At 59.5% G+C, this 18,326-nt stretch carries 20 protein-coding genes; 11 read left to right on the top strand and 9 right to left on the bottom strand.

Features of this window, described 5'->3' with window-relative positions:
• Positions 1 to 50: 50 nt before the first annotated feature.
• Together ICA16_RS02440 and ICA16_RS02435 are read right to left on the bottom strand one after the other, a co-directional pair.
• Positions 51 to 1,445 carry an FAD/NAD(P)-binding protein gene (locus ICA16_RS02440; RefSeq protein WP_210699846.1) on the bottom strand — a complete coding sequence of 465 codons (1,395 nt, stop codon included), beginning with the start codon at positions 1,443 to 1,445 and terminating at the stop codon, positions 51 to 53.
• A complete protein-coding gene (locus ICA16_RS02435) occupies positions 1,446 to 2,009 on the bottom strand; it encodes a helix-turn-helix domain-containing protein (protein WP_210699845.1) in 564 nt (187 codons plus the stop codon). It lies immediately after the preceding gene.
• An 85-nt stretch (positions 2,010 to 2,094) separates the two neighbouring features.
• Between ICA16_RS02435 and ICA16_RS02430 the strand changes: the two genes are divergently transcribed.
• From ICA16_RS02430 to ICA16_RS02400, 7 genes are all read left to right on the top strand, one after another.
• Complete coding sequence (locus tag ICA16_RS02430) at positions 2,095 to 3,033, top strand: DMT family transporter (protein WP_210699844.1); 939 nt, start codon at positions 2,095 to 2,097, stop codon at positions 3,031 to 3,033.
• A 218-nt stretch (positions 3,034 to 3,251) separates the two neighbouring features.
• Entirely contained in the window at positions 3,252 to 6,170 is a 2,919-nt protein-coding gene (locus ICA16_RS02425; RefSeq protein WP_210699843.1) for a monovalent cation/H+ antiporter subunit A, read from the top strand.
• The gene (locus ICA16_RS02420) at positions 6,170 to 6,514 is read left to right on the top strand and encodes a Na+/H+ antiporter subunit C (protein WP_016775082.1); all 345 of its coding nucleotides are present in this window, start codon (positions 6,170 to 6,172) and stop codon (positions 6,512 to 6,514) included. The genes ICA16_RS02425 and ICA16_RS02420 overlap by 1 nt, the downstream gene beginning before the upstream one ends.
• A complete protein-coding gene (locus tag ICA16_RS02415) occupies positions 6,511 to 8,190 on the top strand; it encodes a monovalent cation/H+ antiporter subunit D (RefSeq protein WP_150615350.1) in 1,680 nt (559 codons plus the stop codon). Before ICA16_RS02420 ends, ICA16_RS02415 begins: the two co-directional genes overlap by 4 nt.
• Positions 8,187 to 8,675 (top strand): Na+/H+ antiporter subunit E, encoded by a 489-nt coding sequence (locus ICA16_RS02410; RefSeq protein WP_210699842.1) that lies wholly within the window; start codon positions 8,187 to 8,189, stop codon positions 8,673 to 8,675. The genes ICA16_RS02415 and ICA16_RS02410 overlap by 4 nt, the downstream gene beginning before the upstream one ends.
• Positions 8,672 to 8,950 (top strand): K+/H+ antiporter subunit F, encoded by a 279-nt coding sequence (locus tag ICA16_RS02405; protein ID WP_150602808.1) that lies wholly within the window; start codon positions 8,672 to 8,674, stop codon positions 8,948 to 8,950. The genes ICA16_RS02410 and ICA16_RS02405 overlap by 4 nt, the downstream gene beginning before the upstream one ends.
• A complete protein-coding gene (locus ICA16_RS02400; RefSeq protein WP_064587971.1) occupies positions 8,947 to 9,309 on the top strand; it encodes a Na+/H+ antiporter subunit G in 363 nt (120 codons plus the stop codon). Before ICA16_RS02405 ends, ICA16_RS02400 begins: the two co-directional genes overlap by 4 nt.
• An 83-nt stretch (positions 9,310 to 9,392) precedes the next feature.
• Here ICA16_RS02400 and ICA16_RS02395 read toward each other — a convergent pair whose 3' ends face one another.
• Complete coding sequence (locus ICA16_RS02395) at positions 9,393 to 9,833, bottom strand: DUF3995 domain-containing protein (RefSeq protein ID WP_210699841.1); 441 nt, start codon at positions 9,831 to 9,833, stop codon at positions 9,393 to 9,395.
• A gap of 93 nt (positions 9,834 to 9,926) precedes the next feature.
• Between ICA16_RS02395 and ICA16_RS02390 the strand changes: the two genes are divergently transcribed.
• Together ICA16_RS02390 and ICA16_RS02385 are read left to right on the top strand one after the other, a co-directional pair.
• Positions 9,927 to 10,316 carry a DUF2946 domain-containing protein gene (locus tag ICA16_RS02390; protein WP_210699840.1) on the top strand — a complete coding sequence of 130 codons (390 nt, stop codon included), beginning with the start codon at positions 9,927 to 9,929 and terminating at the stop codon, positions 10,314 to 10,316.
• A gap of 92 nt (positions 10,317 to 10,408) precedes the next feature.
• Positions 10,409 to 12,541, top strand: a complete 2,133-nt coding sequence (locus tag ICA16_RS02385) for a TonB-dependent receptor (protein ID WP_210699839.1) — start codon at positions 10,409 to 10,411, stop codon at positions 12,539 to 12,541.
• A 179-nt stretch (positions 12,542 to 12,720) separates the two neighbouring features.
• On the opposite strand, the gene ICA16_RS02380 is transcribed toward ICA16_RS02385, so the two are convergent.
• From ICA16_RS02380 to ICA16_RS02370, 3 genes are all read right to left on the bottom strand, one after another.
• Entirely contained in the window at positions 12,721 to 13,737 is a 1,017-nt protein-coding gene (locus tag ICA16_RS02380; RefSeq protein WP_210699838.1) for an ABC transporter substrate-binding protein, read from the bottom strand.
• 127 nt (positions 13,738 to 13,864) lie between these two features.
• Positions 13,865 to 14,062: a hypothetical protein gene (locus ICA16_RS02375; RefSeq protein WP_150602814.1), complete on the bottom strand. Its 198-nt coding sequence runs from the start codon at positions 14,060 to 14,062 to the stop codon at positions 13,865 to 13,867.
• Between the two features lie 8 nt (positions 14,063 to 14,070).
• Entirely contained in the window at positions 14,071 to 14,541 is a 471-nt protein-coding gene (locus tag ICA16_RS02370; RefSeq protein WP_338049884.1) for a hypothetical protein, read from the bottom strand.
• 400 nt (positions 14,542 to 14,941) lie between these two features.
• On the opposite strand from ICA16_RS02370, the gene ICA16_RS02365 reads away from it, so the two are divergent.
• The gene (locus ICA16_RS02365) at positions 14,942 to 15,217 is read left to right on the top strand and encodes a hypothetical protein (protein WP_150615345.1); all 276 of its coding nucleotides are present in this window, start codon (positions 14,942 to 14,944) and stop codon (positions 15,215 to 15,217) included.
• 47 nt (positions 15,218 to 15,264) lie between these two features.
• Positions 15,265 to 15,501 carry a DUF2789 family protein gene (locus ICA16_RS02360; RefSeq protein ID WP_210552958.1) on the top strand — a complete coding sequence of 79 codons (237 nt, stop codon included), beginning with the start codon at positions 15,265 to 15,267 and terminating at the stop codon, positions 15,499 to 15,501.
• A 5-nt stretch (positions 15,502 to 15,506) separates the two neighbouring features.
• On the opposite strand, the gene ICA16_RS02355 is transcribed toward ICA16_RS02360, so the two are convergent.
• The 3 genes from ICA16_RS02355 to ICA16_RS02345 form a co-directional block, all read right to left on the bottom strand.
• A complete protein-coding gene (locus ICA16_RS02355; protein ID WP_210552959.1) occupies positions 15,507 to 15,710 on the bottom strand; it encodes a hypothetical protein in 204 nt (67 codons plus the stop codon).
• Positions 15,711 to 15,823: 113 nt separating this feature from the next.
• A complete protein-coding gene (locus ICA16_RS02350) occupies positions 15,824 to 17,047 on the bottom strand; it encodes a methyl-accepting chemotaxis protein (protein WP_414704731.1) in 1,224 nt (407 codons plus the stop codon).
• Positions 17,048 to 17,651: 604 nt separating this feature from the next.
• Positions 17,652 to 18,056: a TraR/DksA family transcriptional regulator gene (locus ICA16_RS02345; RefSeq protein WP_047301757.1), complete on the bottom strand. Its 405-nt coding sequence runs from the start codon at positions 18,054 to 18,056 to the stop codon at positions 17,652 to 17,654.
• Positions 18,057 to 18,326 lie beyond the last annotated feature (270 nt).

Below are 18,326 nucleotides of genomic sequence, written 5' to 3'. Positions count from 1 at the left end.
GCTTTCCAGCGATGACGGCCGAACGTACACCCTCAACCCCGCAGGCCCTCTCAATCCGTCAACCGCGCCGCCAGCGCCTTCGCCTGCAGCGCCACATCCGTCACCGCCGTACTCTCCCACCACATCCCGCGCAATGGCGGCCCGATCGCGAACAAGCGATTCGAAGCTTGCCCTTGATCGTTCACAACGGCTCCATCAGTTGCAGCAGCAATCCCTAACGCCAATGGACCCGGCTGCACCAATCCCCGCGCCAGCAAGTGCTGTGGCAACGGTCGCGCCACTCGACGCCAGTCATATTCGATACCGCTGGAATTGATCAGCGCGGCGCCATGTACCACGCAGGTTTGCGCTTCACCCCGCCGACGAATGCGAATACTCACACCACCCTGCGCGCAAGGCTCAAGGCCCTTGAACGAAGCCGCGTGAATCCGCAACCGCCCTTCGCTATGCAGACGCTCAACCAACTGCGCACTCAGCGGTGGCGAACGATGGTGATGGCTTTCCCACCAAGGCCGCACATGACGTACGAATTGTCGACGCTGCACGTCAGTCGCCTGGCTCCACAGTCGGCCGATGTGTGCTCGCACCGTGTCCAGCGGCGCTTGCCAGTCGATACCTTGTGCGATGGCGTCGCGACAATGCCGTCGCAGCTCGCGCAATAACTGTCGGGGGGAACGAATGCCATGGTCTTCAGCAAGGAAGTCCACCCACGCCGGCGGTTGTCGACGCACATGAGGCAGCAAGCCATGACGGGAAAACACTTCGATCGGCCCACGATGCCCAGCCTGCTCCAGCGACACCACCGCATCGACCATGGTCAGGCCGGAACCGATGATCAGCACGCTCGATTGCGCATCGAGCTGGCGCATGGCCGATACATCCCAAGGATCCAGCGCGGCAGCATTTAGACCGCTGGATTGCTTCTGCGGCGTGCGTGCGGCGGGGAACATGCCGGTGGCGAGCACTGCGTATGTGCCACGCAATTGCTGGCCATCGCTTAAGGTGAGCTGCACCGAATCCTTATTGATTTGCAGGTCGACGGCTTCTGCGCAGATGTGCTCGACGGTCGATCCCATCTGCGCACCAACATTGCGTGCTTCGGCTAAACGCTGCTGCACATAAACGCCGAACAATCCGCGCGGCGGGAACAGTTCACTGACCGGAACCTGCTGCTCGGCAGACTCGGGCCAGCCGCCCGCAGCGATGTGCTCGGCCAGCCATTGCGTCAGGTCATCCGGGTTATCCGGATCGACGCTCATCCGCGCCGCATTGCCATTGAGCGTGTGGCCCAACTCGACTGCACTGTAGGCCTCGCCACGGCCGAGTTCCGCGCGCGGCTCGATGACCAGAATCCTGCGCTGGCCTGGCCGACGCAACAACTGCACCGCCAGCATCGTGCCGCTGAGGCCACCGCCGATAATCAGAATGTCTGCGTGCTGGTTCATTCAAATCACCACATTGCGCACAAACCGCGCCGCCACATCCCCATCATTGCGATAAGCGTGGGGCTGATTACTGGCAAACATGAAGAACTCCCCCGTGCTGATCTGCTGCGCATGATCGCCGAGCATCAAGGTCAGGCAACCCTCGAACACATAAATCTGTTCACTCCAGCCATCGGCGTCCGGTTGCGACGGATAGACCTCGCCCGGTTGCAGGCACCATTCCCATTGTTCGACTTCGCGGGTTGCGGTGGCTTTCGACAGCAACACGGCTTTGCTGCCGGGGATGCTCCCGGCCCACGCCACTTCGTTGATGCGGCTCGGATCGCGCGCGTCGGGGGCCTGGATCAAATCGCTGAAGGCAACGTCGAGTGCTTCGGCGACGCGGTCGAGGGTGGTCAGGCTGACGTTCTTTTCGCCCGCCTCGATCGCCACCAGCATCCGCCGACTGACTCCGGATTTTTCCGCCAGCGCAGTCTGGCTCATGTCGGCAGCGTGCCGCAGGCGCCGGACGTTCTGGCTGACGTGTTGCAGGACGGAGGCGCGTTGGCTGGAATGTTTGTGCACTATATTGCTCACTCGGTGGGGTTGGGCAGTATACTGCGCAACATTTGGCGCATTGTGCGTCGCTCTTTCTCCCGCGCGCAAGGACATGACGTCAGTGAATCGTCCCGACACCTCCCCTCGTTTCTCCCGCTTCAGCAAGGCCGAGTGCGTGCTGGTGGTGATCACCATGATCTGGGGCGGCACCTTTTTGCTGGTGCAGCATGCGATGACCGTCAGCGGCCCGATGTTCTTCGTCGGCCTGCGCTTTGCCGCCGCTGCGGCCATCGTCGCGCTTTTTTCGTGGCGGCACCTGCGTGAGCTGACCCTGTTCGAACTCAAGGCCGGCGCCTTCATTGGCGTCGCAATCATGCTCGGTTACGGCCTGCAGACGGTCGGGTTGCAGACGATTGCGAGCAGTCAGTCGGCGTTTATTACCGCGCTGTATGTGCCATTCGTGCCGCTGCTGCAATGGCTGGTGCTGGGGCGACGACCGGGGTTGATGCCGAGCATTGGCATCATGCTGGCGTTTACCGGATTGATGCTGTTGTCGGGGCCGTCCGGAGCCTCGCTGAATTTCAGCCCCGGTGAAATCGCTACACTGATCAGCGCCGTAGCCATTGCCGCCGAAATCATTCTGATCAGCACCTACGCCGGCCAAGTGGATGTGCGCCGGGTGACCGTGGTGCAACTGGCAACGACCTCGGTGTTGTCATTCTTGATGGTGGTGCCGACTGGCGAAGCGCTTCCGGACTTTTCCTGGCTGCTGCTCGCAACGGCTTTGGGCCTGGGCGCGGCGAGTGCGGCCATTCAGGTAGCGATGAACTGGGCGCAGAAGAGTGTTTCGCCGACGCGGGCGACACTGATCTATGCCGGTGAGCCGGTATGGGCAGGGATTGTCGGGCGGCTTGCTGGCGAGCGTTTGCCGGCGATTGCTCTGGTGGGGGCCGGGTTGATTGTGGCGGCGGTGATCGTCAGTGAGTTGAAGACCAAGGCTAAGCATTCGGAGGAAGTGCTGGAGGATTTTGACCGCGAGACTGAGCGCTGAGGATCTTGAAGATCAAAAGATCGCAGCCTTCGACAGCTCCTACGTTGGAATGCGTTTTCCTGTAGGAGCTGCCGCAGGCTGCGATCTTTTTTCGCCCATGAAACAACGCTAAACACAAATATCCAGACTACTTTGTAGGATTCTGAGACATCCTGGCGTTTGGTGATCGGGGAGCTGGCACGTATGATGCTTCACAAACTTCCGCAGATTAGAAGCCTATGTCCCTGATAGTTCTACTGCTTCTGCCATTCATTGGCAGCTGTCTGGCAGCGGTGCTGCCACATAATGCGCGTAATACCGAATCCCTGTTGGCAGGCCTGGTCGCTTTGATCGGCGTCGTCCAGGTGGCGTTGTTGTACCCGCAGATTGCCCATGGCGGCGTCATTCGCGAAGAATTCATGTGGTTACCCAGTCTCGGGCTGAACTTCGTTCTGCGCATGGACGGTTTCGCCTGGCTGTTCTCGATACTGGTACTCGGGATCGGCTCACTCGTCTCTTTATATGCCCGCTACTACATGTCGCCAGACGACCCGGTGCCGCGATTCTTCGCATTTTTCCTGGCGTTCATGGGCGCCATGCTTGGCCTGGTGATCTCCGGCAACCTCATCCAGATCGTGTTTTTCTGGGAGCTGACCAGCCTCTTCTCTTTCCTGCTGATCGGTTACTGGCACCACCGCTCCGATGCCCGCCGTGGCGCCTACATGGCGCTGATGGTCACCGGGGCCGGCGGACTATGCCTGCTGGCGGGGGTCATGATCCTCGGCCATGTCGTCGGCAGCTACGACCTTGACAAGGTCCTGGCCGCCGGCGATCTGATTCGTGCACATGCCCTCTACCCAATCCTGTTACCCCTCATTCTCATCGGCGCCTTGAGCAAAAGCGCGCAATTCCCCTTTCACTTCTGGCTGCCCCATGCAATGGCGGCGCCCACGCCCGTCTCGGCGTATCTGCACTCGGCGACCATGGTCAAGGCCGGGGTTTTCCTGCTCGCACGCCTGTGGCCATCGCTGTCCGGCAGTGAAGAATGGTTCTACATCGTCAGCGGCGCTGGCGCGTGTACGCTGTTGCTCGGCGCGTATTGCGCAATGTTCCAGAACGACCTCAAAGGTCTGCTCGCCTACTCGACCATCAGCCATCTGGGCTTGATCACGTTGCTGCTGGGCCTGAACAGTCCGCTGGCCGCCGTTGCTGCGGTATTCCATATTCTCAACCACGCCACGTTCAAGGCCTCGCTGTTCATGGCCGCGGGCATCATCGACCACGAGAGCGGCACCCGCGACATCCGCAAGCTCAGCGGTCTGATCAAGCTGATTCCGTTTACCGCAACGCTGGCGATGGTTGCCAGCGCCTCGATGGCCGGCGTGCCACTGCTCAACGGCTTCCTGTCGAAAGAGATGTTCTTCGCCGAAACCGTGTTCATCAATGCCACGGCGTGGGTCGAAGCCGCGCTGCCGATTGTCGCAACCATTGCCGGTACATTCAGCGTCGCCTATTCGCTGCGTTTCACCGTCGATGTGTTCTTCGGCCCACCCGCCACCGACCTGCCCCACACCCCGCACGAGCCGCCGCGCTGGATGCGTGCACCGGTCGAGTTGCTGGTGTTTACCTGCCTGATCGTAGGGATTTTCCCGGCACAAGTGGTCGGCCCGCTGCTCGCCGCTGCCGCGCAACCCGTAGTGGGTGGCACCTTGCCGGAATACAGCCTGGCAATCTGGCACGGTCTGAACGCTCCGATGATCATGAGCCTGATCGCCATGTCCGGCGGCATCGTGCTTTACCTGTTGCTGCGTAATCAGTTCAGACACGGCCGCTTCAAATACCCGCCACTGGTGGGACGCTTCAACGGCAAGCGCCTGTTCGAGCGCAGCCTTGTGGTGATGATGCGGATGGCCCGGCGCGTGGAACGCCGACTCGGCACCCGACGCCTGCAAATGCAATTGTTCCTGGTGGTGTTGGCGGCGGTGCTCGCCGGGTTGATCCCGATGCTGCACAGCAGCCTGAGCTGGGGTGACCGGCCGAAGATTCCGGGCTCGATCGTTTTCGTGACCCTGTGGCTGCTGGCGATTGCCTGTGCCCTCGGCGCCGCGTGGCAGGCCAAGTATCACCGTCTCGCTGCCCTGACCATGGTCAGCGTCTGCGGCTTGATGACCTGCGTGACCTTCGTCTGGTTCTCCGCACCGGATCTGGCATTGACGCAGTTGGCTGTGGAAGTGGTCACCACCGTGCTGATCCTGCTCGGTCTGCGCTGGTTGCCACGACGGATCGAAGAGGTCTCGCCACTGCCGAGCACCCTGCGCAAGGCACGTATCCGCCGTCTGCGCGACCTGCTGCTGTCGATTGCGGTCGGCGCTGGCATGGCGCTGCTGTCCTACGCAATGCTCACGCGGCAGACGCCGAATGACATTTCCTCGTTCTACCTCAGTCGCGCCCTGCCTGAGGGCGGTGGCAGCAATGTGGTCAACGTGATGCTGGTGGACTTCCGTGGTTTCGACACCCTGGGTGAAATCACCGTGCTGGTCGCTGTAGCGCTGACTGTGTTCGCCCTGCTACGCCGCTTCCGCCCACCGAAAGAAAGCCTGCAACTGCCGGCCCAGCAGCGCTTGCTGGCACCGGACGTGGTCACCGACCTGGTCAACCCGCGCTCGGCCAGCGACACCGCGCTCGGCTTCATGATGGTGCCGGCGGTGCTGGTGCGTCTGCTGTTGCCGATTGCGCTGGTGGTGTCGTTCTACCTGTTCATGCGCGGACACAATCAGCCGGGCGGCGGGTTTGTCGCCGGGCTGGTGATGTCGGTGGCGTTCATCCTGCAATACATGGTCGCCGGTACGCAGTGGGTCGAGGCACAAATGAGTCTGCGGCCACTGCGCTGGATGGGCACCGGGTTGCTCTTCGCCACCGCCACCGGGCTTGGTGCGATGGTGGCTGGGTATCCGTTCCTCACCACCCACACCTGGCATTTCACCTTGCCGCTGCTGGGTGACATCCATATCGCCAGCGCGTTGTTCTTCGACATTGGCGTGTACGGCGTGGTGGTTGGCTCGACGCTATTGATCCTCACCGCTCTCGCCCACCAATCGGTGCGTGGTCACAAGAACGCGTCCCTGCCCAAGGCCGTCGCCAGCAAAGGAGCCGTCTGATGGAAGAAGTCATCGCAATCGCCATTGGCATTCTCGCCGCTTCCGGCGTCTGGCTGATCCTGCGCCCACGTACATTCCAGGTGGTCATGGGCCTGTGCCTGCTGTCCTACGCAGTCAACCTGTTCATCTTCAGCATGGGCAGCCTGTTCATCGGCAAGGAGCCGGTGATCAAGGATGGCGTGACCCAGGACTTGCTGCACTACACCGACCCGCTGCCGCAGGCGCTGGTATTGACCGCGATCGTCATCAGCTTCGCCATGACCGCGTTGTTCCTCGTCGTTCTGCTCGCCTCGCGTGGCCTGACCGGCACCGACCACGTCGACGGCCGGGAGCCTAAAGAATGATGGCAATGACTCACCTGATCGCCGCACCGATTCTGCTGCCCCTGCTGACCGCCGCGATCATGCTTATGCTCGGCGAGCGGCACCGGCCGCTGAAGGCGAAAATCAACCTGTTCTCCAGCCTCCTCGGCCTGTTCATTTCGGTGATGCTGCTGCAATGGACGCAAACCACCGGCGTGCCGGGCTCGATCGGCGTATACCTGCCGGGCAACTGGCAGGCGCCGTTCGGCATCGTGCTGGTGGTTGATCGCCTGTCGGCGCTGATGCTGGTGCTGACCGGAGTCATCGGCGTGAGCGCCCTGCTCTTCGCGATGGCGCGTTGGGACGGCGCGGGATCGAGCTTCCACGCGTTGTTCCAGATCCAGTTGATGGGTTTGTATGGCGCGTTCCTGACCGCTGACCTGTTCAACCTGTTCGTGTTCTTTGAAGTGCTGCTGGCCGCCTCTTATGGCCTGTTGCTACATGGCTCGGGCCGGGCACGGGTTTCGTCGGGGCTGCATTACATTTCGATCAATCTGCTCGCCTCGTCGCTGTTTCTGATCGGCGCGGCGTTGATCTACGGCGTCACCGGCACCCTGAACATGGCCGATCTGGCGCTGAAAATTCCGCTGGTTCCGGAAGCCGACCAAGGCTTGCTGCACGCCGGCGCAGGCATTCTCGCGGTAGCGTTCCTGGCCAAGGCCGGCATGTGGCCGCTGAACTTCTGGCTGGTGCCGGCCTACTCTTCGGCCAGCGCACCGGTAGCGGCGATGTTCGCGATCATGACCAAGGTCGGCGTCTACACCCTGCTGCGCCTGTGGACGCTGCTGTTCTCGGCTCAGGCCGGGGCCTCGGCGTTCTTCGGTGGTGACTGGCTGATCTACGGCGGCATGGTGACCATGGCCTGCGCAGCGCTGGCGATTCTTGCCGCGCAACGCCTTGAGCGCATGGCCAGCCTGAGCATTCTGGTGTCGGCGGGGATTCTGCTGTCGGCCGTCGGCTTCGCGCAGCCGAACCTGATCGGCGCGGCCTTGTTCTATCTGGTCAGTTCGACGCTGGCGTTGAGTGCGCTGTTCCTGCTGGCCGAGTTGATTGAGCGTTCGCGCTCGGCCAACGAAATCCCACTGGAAGACGAAAGCGAATTGCTGCCGCGACCACAGGAATCCCTGCAACCGCCCAAAGGCATCAACCTCGACGACGAACAGAAAGCCGTGGTCGGTCAGGTCATTCCGTGGACCATGGCGTTTCTCGGCTTGAGCTTCATTGCCTGCGCCCTGTTGATCATTGGCATGCCACCGCTGTCCGGCTTCATCGGCAAACTCAACCTGATCAGCGCGTTACTTAATCCGCTGGGATTGGGCACCGCCGCGCCGATTTCCAATGCGGCATGGGCGTTGCTGGCGCTGTTGATCCTGTCCGGCTTGGCAGCGTTGATGGCGTTCTCGCGTCTCGGCATCCAGCGCTTCTGGACGCCAGAAGAGCGCCCGTCACCGCTGCTGCGCAAACTCGAATGCGCGCCGATTTTCCTGCTGCTGGGGCTGAGCATTGTCCTGACCTTCAAGGCCGAACCGCTGCTGCGTTACACCCAGGCCACGGCTGATGCTTTGAATAATCCGCAGCAGTACGTCAATGCCGTGCTCGGCACTCGCGCCGTACCGAGCCCGGAAAGCAAGGCAGCCCTGCTGGAGGTGCAGCCATGAAGCGCGTATTTCCGGCACCGTTGCTGTCATTGGCACTGTGTATCTTGTGGCTGACGCTGAACCTGTCGATCAGTCCGGGCAACCTGCTGCTCGGCGCGATACTCGGATTCGCTGCGCCGTTGATGATGCGCAAATTGCGTCCCAAGCAAGTGCGTATCCGCCGTCCATGGACAATCGTGCGGCTGTTCCTCCTGGTTGGTCGTGATGTGGTGACGTCCAACTTGATTGTGGCGTGGGGTGTACTCAACGCAGGTCGCCGCCCGCCTCGTTCGCGCTTTATCAAAGTGCCGCTGGACCTGCGTGACGCTCACGGCCTGGCGGCATTGTCGATGATCTGCACGGTAGTGCCCGGTACGGTGTGGTCCGAACTGGCGCTGGATCGCAGCATTCTGCTGATACACGTTTGGGATCTGGATGACGAAGCGCAATTCATCGAGCACTTCAAGAGCATTTACGAGCGGCCGCTGATGGAGATTTTCGAATGAGCCCATTACTGTCGAACGCGATTCTGCTGACGCTGTTTCTATTCTGTCTGGCCATGGTGCTGACCCTGATCCGCCTGTTCAAAGGGCCATCGGCGCAAGACCGGGTACTGGCGCTGGACTATCTGTACATCGTTGCGATGCTGATGATGCTGACCCTGGGCATTCGCTACTCCAGTGACACTTACTTTGAGGCGGCGCTGCTGATCGCGCTGTTCGGCTTCGTCGGTTCGTTTGCCCTGGCGAAATTCCTGCTGCGTGGCGAGGTCATCGAATGAACGCGGAACTGTCTCTTTGGGTTGAGATTCCAGTGGCGATCCTGCTGGTGCTCAGCGGCGTGTTTGCCTTGATCGGCGCAATCGGGTTGTTGCGGATGAAGGACTACTTCCAGCGCATGCACCCTCCGGCCCTCGCGTCGACACTGGGAGCGTGGTGTGTGGCGCTGGCCTCGATCATTTGCTTTTCAGCGCTGAAGTCCGGGCCGGTGCTGCATGCCTGGCTGATCCCGATTTTACTGGCGATCACGGTACCGGTGACCACATTGCTACTGGCGCGCGCGGCGTTGTTCCGCAAACGCATGGCCGGGGATGATGTGCCGGCTGAAGTCAGCAGCCGACGAACAGAAAGCGGTAGCTAATCCGTTAAAAGACACAGTCCGCGGCAAACGCATTCCCCTGTAGGAGCTGCCGCAGGCTGCGATCTTTTGATCTGGCCTTCACCTCAAACCCAAGCCACCGCCAGCAACCCGCCCCCCAACACCGCACACAACGGCGAATAAACCCACGTATCCAGCCGCGCAAAACGTGAACCCTTCACTTCCTTGAAAAACCCCACCAGATGCGAATCACCAATCGCCCGGGCAAACATCAGCAGCGCAATCACACTGATCACCCACTGCAACGCCTTGTGATGTACCGGCGCCACGCCCCACCCGACCCGCAGACACACCAGCGCGGCAATCGCCAATAAAACAACCGCCACCACCAAGGTAATCCAGCCCGACGGTTTGAATGCCGGTCGCAACGTCGCCACCAAGCCTTCCTCCGGAACTTGCGGAACAGCCGCCACCGCCGCCCATTGCCCACCCAACGCCCAATACACATGCACCAGGCTGATCACCGCAAACGCTGTCACCAGCCATTGAGCCAACACAAAGGTCATGGTTGAAATCCTTGAAAGGGATTTGAACAAATCATCCTAGTCGCATTTTTTTCAAGTGCACGACCGATCAGCGGTACGGTAAAGTGCCGCCCCATGAAATTCTCCCGTTCCGATCGATCACTGCTGGCCTGGATGCTCTATTGCTGCGTCCTGTTCAACGTGTTCGCCTGCAGCATCGGTCACGGGCAAATGGTCGGCATGCAGCTCAACGGCATCGGCGGCCAGTTCTGTACAGTCGACCCGGCGACTCAAGCGCCGCGGGCCTCCAATCCCGGCGAAGAACAACTGCCGACGCTGTCCAAAGCCTTCGGCTGTCCGCTGTGCTCTGTCGGTGGCGGCATGGGCCCGGCGTTCAACTCCAGCCTGACCCTGGCGATCCTTCCAGAACAACACAGCCCGCCGCTGGCGCCCATCGCCAGCGCCGACCTCCCTGCCCGCCTTACCTGGCCATCGGCCAACCCACGCGCCCCTCCGCTCGCCTGAGTGTTCCTGCCTTTTTGATTTGTCAGCCCACTGCGCCAACGCGCGGCGTTTGCCTGTGCGCTGACTCCTAGACATGCATTCAGGATTCAATGATGAAACAACTCACTTTGCTGGCGAGCCTGTGCGGCTGCCTGTCCGTAAACGTCTGGGCGCAATCCACCCTGGATCTGGCGCCGATCACTATTGATGGCGAATCCGGCAGCGAGCCGGGCCTGAGCCTGGATCAATCCAGCGGCATGGCTTCGCGGCTCGGTTTGAGCCTGCGCGACACACCCGCCTCGGTGGCCATCGCCAATCGCAACGACATCGAGCGCCACGGCGCACAGAATTTCCAGGACGCCGCCAACACCCTGCCCGGCGTCAATGCCAGCGCACCGCCAGGCTTCGGCGGATTCGTCTCCTATCGCGGCTTCACCAGCAGCCAGATCACCCAGATGTTCAACGGCATCAACGTCTCCGGGGGCCTCGCCCGCCCTGTCGATGCGTGGATCTATGACCGGGTGGAGTTGGTCGGCGGCCCGTCGTCGCTGATCAATGGCGCAGGCTCGGTCGGCGGCTCGTTGAACTACGTGACCAAACTGGCGACGCGCGATGAACAGGCTGTTGAAGGCCGGGTCAGTTACGGCACCTACGACACCAGCGAAACCGCGTTCGGCCTCAACCATGCGCTGACCGATCCAGGCAGCGAGGTGCAGCACTACGCGCGCCTGGACGTCAGCCACAACACCAGCAATGGCTACATCGACCGACAGGAGCGCGAAGCCTGGAGCGTGGCGTTTTCATTACTCAGCGATCTCACACCAAACCTGTCGCATACCCTGGCCCTGGAGTATCAGGACGAGCATGAAGACAGTCCCTACTGGGGCACGCCGGTACTCAACCCCAAGGCCGGCGAGTTGAAGATCGATAAACACAACCGCTTCAACAACTACAACGTCGAGGACGGCCGCTACGAACAGCGGACAATCTGGGTGCGGTCGATCATCGACTACCGGATCAACGACACCACCACCCTGCGCAACACGCTGTATCACCTCGACAGCCAACGCGATTACCGCAATCTCGAAACCTACCAGTACAACGCCGACAACTCGGCAGTGAATCGTTCGACGGCGTATCAGGTGCGACACCAAGGCGAACAGAACGGCAACCAGTTCGAACTGCGCCACGACAACACTTTGTTGGGACTTGATACGACGTGGTCCGGCGGTTTCGAGTACAAGGTCAACCAAACCACCAACTCGCCGCTCAACATAAAAGGCGCGAGCACGGTAAACCCGAACCACTATCGTCCTGGGTATTTCTACGACATTCCCGGCACCAACCCCGAGCTGATCAGTGACAAGACCAACGAGGTCACCACCAAAGCGCTGTTCGTGGAAAACCGCTTGGCGTTGACCGACAAACTGTCGCTGCTCACCGGTCTGCGTTATGACGACATCGATCTCGACGTGACCAACCACCGCGTCGTGACCGCCGCCAATCCCAGGCACCTCAAGCGCAGTTGGGAGCCTGTCACGGGGCGTGCGGGCCTGACTTACCAGTTCACCCCTTCGGCCAACGTCTACGCGCAATACAGCACCGCGGCCGAGCAACCCAATGGCACACAGGACTTCGACGTATCGACCGGCAAGCAATGGGAAATCGGCAGCAAGTTCGACTACCTGAACGGGCGAGGCTCGGCGACTGTGGCGGCCTACACCATTGAACGAAAGGACTTCGCCGTCACCGATCCACTGGACCCGACCAGCAGTATTCCAGTGGGTCAGCAGACGTCAAAAGGCATCGAGATTGCCAGCTCCTTGCGCATTACAGACAGACTGCTGGCCGAGGGCAATTTCGCCTGGGTTGACGCGCAGTACGATGACTTCACCGAAAAAAACGCCGCGGGTGCCGTGGTTTCGCGCAAGGGCAACACGCCCACCAATGTCCCGGACCGGGTTGGCAATCTCTGGCTGACTTATGATTTTTCGCCGCAATGGCAAGGTGGGGTCGATGCGCGATACGTCGCATCGGTGTTTGCCGACAGCGCCAATACGATGACCGTGCCGTCGTACACGCTGTTCGGCAGCTTCCTCAGTTACAAGATCGATTCGCACACCACTGTCACCGGTCGGGTGCGTAACTTGACGAATGAGGTGTATGCCGAGTTTGCGCATGTATCGCCGGCGTATTACCTGGGTACACCGCGTACCTTCGAGTTGGCCGTACAAACCAGGTTCTAACCGAAAACGCTACTCACTGTAGGAGCTGCCGCAGGCTGCGATCTTTTGACTTTGTCCTTCCAAAGGCCAGATCAAAAGATCGCAGCCTGCGGCAGCTCCTACAGAATCAGCATCAGCATCAGCATCAGCATCAGCATCAGGATCAGGATCAGGATCAGGATCAGGATCAGGATCAGGATTTATTGCAGGCTGGCCGAAACCTTATCCGCCACATCCTTCGGCAACCACGCCTGCCACACATCCGGATGGGCCTTCATGAACGCCTCAGCCGCCTGACGCGGAGCGGTGTGCTTCTCGCTCATGTCGGCCAACGCCTTGTTCAGCGCATCAATCGGGAAATCAACCTTGCTGAAGAATTCGGCAATCTGCGGATACTGCTTCTGGAACGGCGTAGACACCCCAATCGACAGTTTCGACGCCAGCGAGCGGGTCGGTTTCGGGCTGGGATTATCGGCGTCAGTCAACGTCTTCCAGGCCTCGGCATCAAACGGCGGCTCTTCGAGCTGCACCAGTTTGAACTTGCCCAGCAACGGTGTCGGCGACCAGTAATAGAACAGCACCGGTTTGCCGCGACGAATGGAAGAACTGATCTCGGCGTCGAGCGCAGCACCCGAGCCGCTGCGGAAATTGGTGAAGTCGTCCTGCAAACCGTAAGCCGTGAGTTTCTGCTTGTTGACCACTTCTGAAGTCCAGCCAATCGGGCTGTTGAGGAAACGCCCCTTGCTCGGGTTTTCCGGGTCCTTGAACACGTCCTTGTATTTTTTCAGATCACTGACACTGCGCAAGTCCGGTGCCAGCGGCTTGATGCCCTTGGCCGGATCACCCTTGATCACGTATTCCGGCACCCACCAGCCTTCGGTGGCGCCTTTGACCGTATCGCCCAGACTCACGACTTTGCCTTCGGCCTCAGCCTTGACCCACACCGGGCTGCGCCCCGCCCACTCTTCACCTATGACCTGAATGTCATTATTGGCCAGCGCGGTTTCCAGGGTAATGGTAGTGCCGGGCAAGGTGTCGGTTGGCAATCCGTAGCCCTTCTCGACGATGATCCGCAATACATCGGTGATAAGGCTGCCGCTTTCCCAATTCAGGTCAGCGAAATGGATCGGCGCCTGCGCCGCCATCGTCGATTGCGCTGACGTCAGCAAGCCGAATGTCGCCACGCTGGCGGCCAATAACCGTCGAAATCCGTTCATGCATTGCACCTCGTGCTGTTCACAGCAATGGCAGGATGGCCTGACAGAAGACCGCAAGCCTCTGAATACTCAGTCAACTGACTGTAGACGAGGTTCCTGCTTTTTCAGGGCCGGGCCCCAGACGAGGTTAGCTTTCAGACTTTTCCTGCAAGCTTTGCAGCTCGCGTCTGACCATGCTGGCGTACTCCGCTGGACGCAACGCATAGATCTGCGAGGCCACCCATCCCAGCCACGCGCCTTGCAGCTCGGCCTTCAGGGCGAACAATCGCCCGGCCTCATCACGCGCATTGTCGATGTTCTGCGAATGAAAATCGGCGCGACTCAAACCGCCGATCACTCGCTGGCCTTGAAGGTCACCAATTCGCCCTTGCGCCATTTCGCGGCTTTGCCAGTGACGGCTTTCAGGGTCTTGGTCAGGCCTTCCTGCAATTGATCATTGGCGGCGAACACGGTCACCACGCTGTGACCTTCCTTGAACAGGATTGCATGACCATCAGCGGTATCAACGAAGGCGTAATCGCCAAGCCCATAAACCGTGAGTTTAATTTCACGAAAGCGGATATCCAGCTTGCCACCTTCACGGCTGGGCAAGACTGCTGCACTGAAGTGATCGCCGACCTTGAGCTTAAGCCCTGGTTTGTCATCGACCACCAACGCACTTTGCGTGTCGATCTCGGCAACGTAAATGCCTTCAGCGCTTTGCTCGGTGATGTAAACAAAACGCGATTGGAACTGCTTGACCAGCTTTGCACGCAAATCACCCAGCACGAACAAAGCATGCATATCGAGATTACTGACTGCCAAAGAAACATCCCCACATCTGAAAAACCGCACACGGGAAACGCGCACGGCAAAAAACGGCCAGGCCGATGGCACTGCCAATTGACTCAAATAAAAACCCGAACGGAGCAGAGCGCTCGTTCAACGCGAGGTTCGTAAGACTACTGGATTGTCACTCGCGAAACCCACTCCAATGTCGCCAAAGCCTGAAGGAAAAATCCTCGCCCGCCATGAGAGAAAGTTGACTACGAACTTTAGGGAAAATTCTCACGAAAAAAAGCTCTTTTCCGACATATCGCTTGCGAAAAATTGCTTTAGATAAGCGCTGTCGTCAACAGGTACTGGCGATTCTAGAGCAGCGATGCTCATTAAGACTACCCACAACGGCCTGTAAATATCGGCCAACTGATGAAAAGGACTTCATATGTGCACTCTGACTCATTTCGCCATGACCGCTGACGCCCGACTCAAATCGCCTGTGATCCTGCATATCACCGGTATGGAAGATCTGCCGGAATCCGTATCAAACGGCCAGACACCACGCTTTCAGGTGGTACCTGCAGGTAACGCCTTCTTTCACATCAAAGAAAAGTCGACAGGCCGTGTAAGAGGTTTCCGCGAGAATCATAACGAGGCATGCGCACTCGCCCGCTCACTCGAATTACAAATCGAACTCCTGGCCAGCGGCTGCCTCAGATAGAGAGAGTGTCGACTACGCCATCCCGGCGGGCGCAAAAGGAGCACACGATGGATCTGGAAACATACAATCTGAAAACCCTGTTCGATCAGTTGGGTCTGCCTTCAGAGGACACGCAAATCGACGACTTCATCGAACAGCATCCGCTGGACGCCAACACCAAATTGGTTGACGCGCATTTCTGGACGGAAGCTCAAAAACAGACACTTGAAGAGTGGATTGGCAAAGACGACGACAGGGCAATTGTCTTCGATGAACTGAACGTACGCCTGCACGACGGCAAGTGACCCGATCAGTGCAGGCTGTCGCCAACCTCCGCCTTCAACTGCGCGAGCCACGCAGCCCTGCACTCCTCGGCCTCATCGCGACTGGCGAACGCGGTGCCACGGCGCTCACCGTTGAGCAAAACCACCCAGCAAACGCTTTGCCCCATCGCGCGCAAACCGGGGGGCACGCCACTGCCGATCATCACGGCAACATCAACCCTGCATTGCATGCGGACCTCCGAAATTCATTAGCTACCTAACTAAGCGGGCATGTTAATGATTTCGCCACAGCGGAAACAGCAACCCTCGTGCACAGATTCATTGCACCAAACGTAACAATCGATCAGCGCGGACTTTCCGGTTTATAGCCCAAACGCAGACCGCCCCAGTGTCGGCCCTTTATCGTGATCGGCACTGACAGGTCGTGCATCAGTTCGCCGGTGTCACGCGTGTAGGTCTGCAACAACACCGGTTGCTGATGGCTGCCACAGCGAATCCCGGTGCGGTCGGCGAACTTGCGTTTAGTCCGGTTGTTGACCGCATCGACCTGCGCATCGCCAGTCAGTGCCTGGCTGAACACCTGATTGTGCGTCGGCACATACCCCTGCTGCGTGCAGGCAATGGCGAACACCAGACCTTCGTGACGCGGCAACAATGGCTCCTGAATTGCCGGCAGAACCTGATCGGTATAACGGTCGAATCGGGTTTGATACTTGGTCGGTTGAGTATTCGCGATTGCCTGATACTGGCGGTCGAACAGATCTTCGAGACTGATCCGTCCTTGCTCGACATCCGCCTCGAAACGCGCCGCAATCTGACTCGCCCCTTCGCGCGCCAGATCATAGATGCGCTGGTGATAGTCATCCAGACCGACTTCAGCCAGACGCTCGCTGATGGTTTCCGCCTGACCTTCCATCTGCACCGCCGCTTCGGCGAGGCGGCGGGTCTGTTGATCGCTGATCGCCAGATCGCTGCGCATCTGCTCGATGGCCTTGAACAGACTGTCGAGCTGCTCGCGATTGGTCTCGGCACCACGGGCGATTTCACCGACCTGACTTTCCACCCCAGCCGCCAGCCGAGCGATGTTCTCCAAGTGCTGGCCGGTGTGCTCGACCTGTTCGACGCCGGTGTGCAAGTCGCTGGACAACTCACGAATCTGCTCCACTACTTGTGCGGTGCGCCGCTGAATGTCGGCGACCATCTCGCCCACTTCGCCAGTCGCCGACGCCGTCCGCGCCGCCAATCCGCGCACCTCATCAGCCACCACCGCAAACCCGCGACCATGCTCGCCAGCCCGCGCCGCTTCAATCGCCGCGTTCAACGCCAACAGATTGGTCTGGCTGGCAATCGACTGGATCACCAAAGTCACACGTTGAATGTCATCGCTGCGCAGGCTCAAGGCTTCGATCAATTCACGACTGGCATTTGCGCGCTGACTGAGCTGATGCATACGCGAGATCGAATCGATCAATTCGGTACGCCCCGCCGCACTGCTGTGATGTGCCTCGCTGGCAGCTGCGAGTGCATCGCGGCTGAGCTGCGAAGTCGCGTGTTCGGTGGCGATCATCACCTCGGCGTTGCTGACAATCCGTGCCGCGGCATCGAGTTGCGATTCGAGTTTGCTCGCCAGCTCCTTGACCGAAAACGCCACGCCGGCCGCCGACAAGGCGTTATGGCTAGTGGTGTAGGAAAGGTCGCGAGTCAGTTCGGACATGGCGCTGCCGGTGTCGGCAGGCGGTGCATCGGGGACGGCTCGGGTGCGCAGGCGCGGCAGCCACACAATCAGCACCGCCAAGGGCATGCCAACGTAAAGCGACCACTCACCCAGCGTCATGCCGGCCAACAACAGCATCAGGGCGATGCTTTGCAGGGTCGGTGCGATCCAGCGGTTTTTCGGCAAAAGCACTGGTGCAGGCAAAGCCCCAACCAGAGATCCATCTCTCGTCATATCAACACCCCACGCTTGTTCTCATTATTGTGACTGCATTAAACGCCACTACAACGCCATTATCTATGGTCCGTTAGTCGCGGGGTCTGAGTCAGGTCAATGAAACAATCGGGGAATCGCAGACGAGCAAAAACAAAGATCGCAGCCCCTGCAACCCCATGTAGAGTTGCCGAAGGCTGCGATCTTTTCAGAACGACCCGCAATCGGCGGGTCGCCTCAGGAATCAGGCCTGACGCTGGTGCTTATCGATCTGCTCGTGACGCTCTTGAGCTTCGATGCAGTACTTGGTGGTCGGGCTGATCAGCAGGCGCTTCAGGCCAATGGCCTCGCCGCTGTCATCGCACCAGCCAAAACTGTCTTCCTTGATGCGCTCAAGGGCTTGTTCCAGTTGCGGCAGCATGCGCTGGTCGCGATCGATCGCGTTGACCAGCCAGGTGCGCTCTTCTTCAACCGAAGCCGCGTCCGCCGGATCAGCCGGGGTATCCAGGCTCTCGATGGCGATACGGTTTTGCTCAATGCGCTCGTGGGTTTCGACTTTCATGTTCTGCAACAGCTCTGCGAAGAAAGCGTGTTGCTCAGCATTCATGTAGTCATCTGCCGGCATGGCCAGCAACTTGTCCTTTGTCATTGATATCTCTATAAAAAAACGTGCATTAAGGCGAAATAGGGAGCGTTCCGGCGAACCGTGTCCGGTCGACGAAAAGGCATCGTTTATTGCAAATGCCACCCGGCACTCAATTTACGAGGGGCGGCAGTCTAAGGCCCGTTTCAGGCATCAGCAACTCTAAATACTGGGAATTTGTCCGACAAGGCCCGGAAAAGGCTCTGACACAGGCTTCATTGCGGTTATCGGAGTGCGTTTATAGCAAGAAATTCAGTCTAGCGGCTGTATATAGAA

Source organism: Pseudomonas anatoliensis, from assembly GCF_017976235.1.
GTDB lineage: Bacteria > Pseudomonadota > Gammaproteobacteria > Pseudomonadales > Pseudomonadaceae > Aquipseudomonas > Aquipseudomonas anatoliensis.
The sequence above is the reverse complement of the archived record's forward strand: the minus strand, read 5'-3'. Positions and strand labels throughout refer to the sequence as shown.